Below are 3,897 nucleotides of genomic sequence, written 5' to 3'. Positions count from 1 at the left end.
TAGATTGGCCCCTTGAAGATCCAGACACTTCGCCCCTCTTAACTTAAGAGGTAGTCTTGGAGCTATGTTCAGTACTAGTCACAACGAGAAGATGGTCGAAGTGTTAACAGGGGCCGAGCGCCGTCGACGCCGGACTCCACAAGAAAAGATCGCCATCGTGCAGCAGACCTTTGAGCCCGGGATGACCGTCTCTCATGTTGCTCGCTTGCACGACGTCAACGCAAACCAGCTTTTCAAATGGCGTAAGCAATTCCAAGAAGGGTCTCTCACGGCGATCACCGCCGGTGAGGATGTTGTTCCTGCTTCCGAGTTGGCTGCTGCCATCAAGCAGATCCGAGAGCTTCAGCGTCTGCTCGGGAAGAAGACCATGGAGAACGAGATCCTCAAAGAAGCCGTGGAGTATGGTCGAGCAAAAAAATGGATTGCGCATGCGCCCTTGTTGCCGGGGGACGACGATTAAGTGCTGTGAGCCAGGCTCTTAATGTATCGCGTGCGCAGCTATCCGTTCGTGTTCATCGAAAACCGGGTTGGCAAGATGGTCGTCATCATCGCCAGCGTGATGATGCAGCCTTACTTGGCCGTATCATGGAGGCGATGGCAGAGCTTCCCTCCTATGGCTATCGCCGGGTCTGGGCGCTGTTACGGCGTCAGTCTGAGGCAACAGAACAACCTGTGGTAAACGCTAAGCGGGTATATCGCGTCATGCGCGAGCATGGCTTGCTGCTGGAAAGAAAACCAGCTGCACCATTGGCCCAGCAGGCACATAAGGGGCGTGTTGCCGTCAAGGAGAGCAATCGACGGTGGTGCTCAGATGGCTTCGAGTTTCGCTGCGATAACGGTGAAAAACTACGTGTCACGTTCGCCATGGATTGCTGCGATAGGGAAGCGTTGGACTGGGCGGCCAGTACTGGGGGTTACGATAGTGACACTGTGCAAGATGTCATGCTGAGGTCTGTCGAACGTCGCTTTGGGGATTCGTTGCCGGCATCACCGGTGGAGTGGCTGACTGATAATGGCTCGGCGTATCGAGCCCATGAGACCCGCGCGTTTGCACGAGAAATCGGGTTGGAGCCCAGAACGACAGCAGTGAGAAGCCCACAGAGTAACGGTATAGCGGAAAGCTTCGTGAAGACGATGAAGCGAGACTATATCGAGATGATGCCAAAACCGGATAGCCGAACAGCGGTAGGCAATTTGGCTATCGCGTTTGAGCATTATAACGAGCACCACCCGCACAGCGCCTTGGGATACCGTTCACCACGGGAATTTCTGCGCAGTCGGGTATCACAACCCTAAGCGGGAAAAAGTGTCTGGACCTATGGGGTCAAATCCAATTCCACCAAGCATTATTTTAATTAAATATCATAAGGTTATAGACATTTCCTCTCCCGCAACAGGGATGATTTGCACAGTCCGACCCAAAGCGTCCTTGCACTGCTGAGCGACGGTAACCAAGAAAATTCGAGCAACCGCTCATAGTGTGATGGCCGCAAATGTTCATCGACCCCATGAGGTGATAAGGTAGGACTCTTACGCATCATTAATTAGTGTTTGCCACAACCTGAGGTCTGAGCAATCTGGTAGCGACAGCCTGGGGGAGGCGTCTGGCGATTCGAGCAGACCCCCAAAGTGGGATTAGGTAGGAGATCAGCAGTATTCGCCATATTGGAAATTAATAATACGCAGGCGTTATCATTTCAACAGTAAATGTTTAGGGTGGAGTAAGGAGACATATGTCTATATCGCATAAAAATAAGAGTATAAATGTTGGCGATGAAGTAACAATTTTTGGAACCAATCAACATGGCAAGGTTGTTAAGATCGCTGGCCTCTTTGTTAATATTGAAGGTGTTGGTGTAAAGCACATTAGCACTGTAGAGCCTCACGGATTTTCTAGGTTTTGTGAAACAAAAACGATAAGAACGCTAAGGGAGTTTATTGAATTTGTGAAGAGCATACCCGATGACTATCTAAAAGGACCGCTACTAGAGCTTGATTGTCCAGACGAGGTCATTGAAACCTTTGCTCAATTTGATGAATCCCACATCATATCGGGTGAAGATTTCAATGAAAACTTTATCGAGCCAGATGGTTTTACTGAAGAAGACAGAGGAATATCAGGCCTAAGAAACTGGGTAAAAGCGCTGGAGTCTGAGCAAAAAGACTTAGATAACTTACTTGTAGTTACCGATGAAGATGGGTTTAAAAATCATATTGTAATGAGTGTTTCACTCAATCCCGTCAGAGCTAAGATTTCAATAATATTGGAATATGTTGCGGAACCAGCTCACTTTGAAGACGGCTTAGGCGACATTGAGACTCTCATTCAGAATTGGTTCTCAGAATACCCCGAGCTTCAAGATAGTATGCTTCGTGGAATTCAGTATCGTGAATCTCTGTTGAATGGAGACAATGTAATACCAAACACTATCACATCAATAGAACTTGAAGTTGCTGACAAACTTCTTAAAGACTGCTTATTGCAATGGCCAGATCGTCCTTATGGAAAAAATAAAAATGTCATTTTTGCAGAGCTTTTAAAGGAGCATCGCGGAAATGATGATTTTATGGATAGAGTTTATATGCTCATCCAGTTAATTAAAAATAGGGGTGTAAATCAATTTTATTAAGTTGTAAGTATTGGGGGGGGGAAAGAGGATATGCAACACCGCTAGTTGTTGCCGGAGTCGTGGGGTATGGAGTCAAAAAAGTATTCGATTGGTTATTTGATTGACTACAAATAATTGCATGCAACAAGTTCTTCCGGGAGCTAAGTCGTATTTGATACTTATGCTGCACGGTTCCCATCAATGCAGATATGTGGCAAAGGATCGTTGAATATAGTTGTAAGTTTCTTGAAATGGGAGTGTCAGTGAAGAAGCAAAAAGGTATATCAAAATATAAGCTGAACAAGCTCGCTATTGAGTCTTTAAGAAACACCATTCGGCTTCATTTTGATTCTGTTCTATTATATGAAAATGGTTCTTATCCAAGCGCGCTTCAGATTTCTGTTTTAGCTTTGGAGGAGTTTTCTAAAGCTAACTGGATCGATCATTATATTTGGACGTCGGAAACAAATACCGGATATCCTGATGTCGAGTTTGAGCAAGAATGGCTGAAGCTTCTGTATCTACACCCGAAAAAGCAGTGGAACTTCGTTGCAAGAGAAATCAATGATTACTCACCAAAGTTTATATCACTTATTCAGAGTAGAAGGCTTGAAGAGAAAAAACAAAATGCTATATATGTTGGTCTAGCTCGTACCAAAGGAAAAATTGATACAACCAGCCGTATCTCAACTCCTTGGAAGATTAAACCAAAGGATGCTAGACAGTTCATTTCAATTATTAATGATGAGTTGTTGAGAATATGTTCAAACATTGAGGAGGATGAATGTTACTTCGAGGGAGGGATTGGTATGGATGATGTTTTTGACTACAAAATTTATAAAAGACTTCTAAAGTGGCCCCATAAAAGCGGAATTAAAAATAATGCTTGGCGTAATAAAAACCAAAAACGAAACTAACATGTGGCTTAAATAGTTCATGCTCTACAAGCGATTCAACCAATCTATTAATGAGGTGGCCTCCGTCATTATGAAGGACCTCAAGGCTTCCGGTACGACATTGCCTAACCCTTCCATCGAGAGGACGCGCCGTGGCAAGCAGGGGTGTGCCGCTGTTCTCAGACGTTAGGGAAGGTGCGAACAAGTCCCTGATATGAGATCATGTTTGTCATCTGGAGCCATGGAACAGGGTTCATCATGAGTCATCAACTTACCTTCGCCGACAGTGAATTCAGCAGTAAGCGCCGTCAGACCAGAAAAGAGATTTTCTTGTCCCGCATGGAGCAGATTCTGCCATGGCAAAACATGGTGGAAGTCATCGAGCCGTTTTA

At 45.4% G+C, this 3,897-nt stretch carries 3 protein-coding genes and 1 pseudogene; all 4 read left to right on the top strand.

The genetic code is table 11. The features are described 5' to 3' along the window. The first annotated feature begins 91 nt into the window (after nt 1–91). Nucleotides 92–1,296, top strand: a protein-coding gene (locus AB5Y50_RS11180; protein WP_100654772.1) for an IS3 family transposase whose coding sequence is annotated in 2 segments (ribosomal slippage) — nt 92–410 and nt 410–1,296 — 1,206 coding nt in all. Because the reading frame shifts where the segments join, the coding sequence is not laid out codon by codon here. Between the two features lie 437 nt (nt 1,297–1,733). Further along, a complete protein-coding gene (locus tag AB5Y50_RS11175) occupies nt 1,734–2,630 on the top strand; it encodes a hypothetical protein (protein WP_201969327.1) in 897 nt (298 codons plus the stop codon). Between the two features lie 242 nt (nt 2,631–2,872). After that, complete coding sequence (locus tag AB5Y50_RS11170; RefSeq protein WP_309266474.1) at nt 2,873–3,526, top strand: AbiV family abortive infection protein; 654 nt, start codon at nt 2,873–2,875, stop codon at nt 3,524–3,526. Nucleotides 3,527–3,763: 237 nt separating this feature from the next. Beyond that, nucleotides 3,764–3,897: pseudogene (locus AB5Y50_RS11165) on the top strand (IS5/IS1182 family transposase); the annotation flags it as partial.

This window comes from Aeromonas sp. s6 (assembly GCF_040907815.1).
Lineage (GTDB): Bacteria > Pseudomonadota > Gammaproteobacteria > Enterobacterales > Aeromonadaceae > Aeromonas > Aeromonas caviae.
Note: the sequence above shows the minus strand (reverse complement) of the source record. Positions and strands in the feature narration are given on the sequence as shown.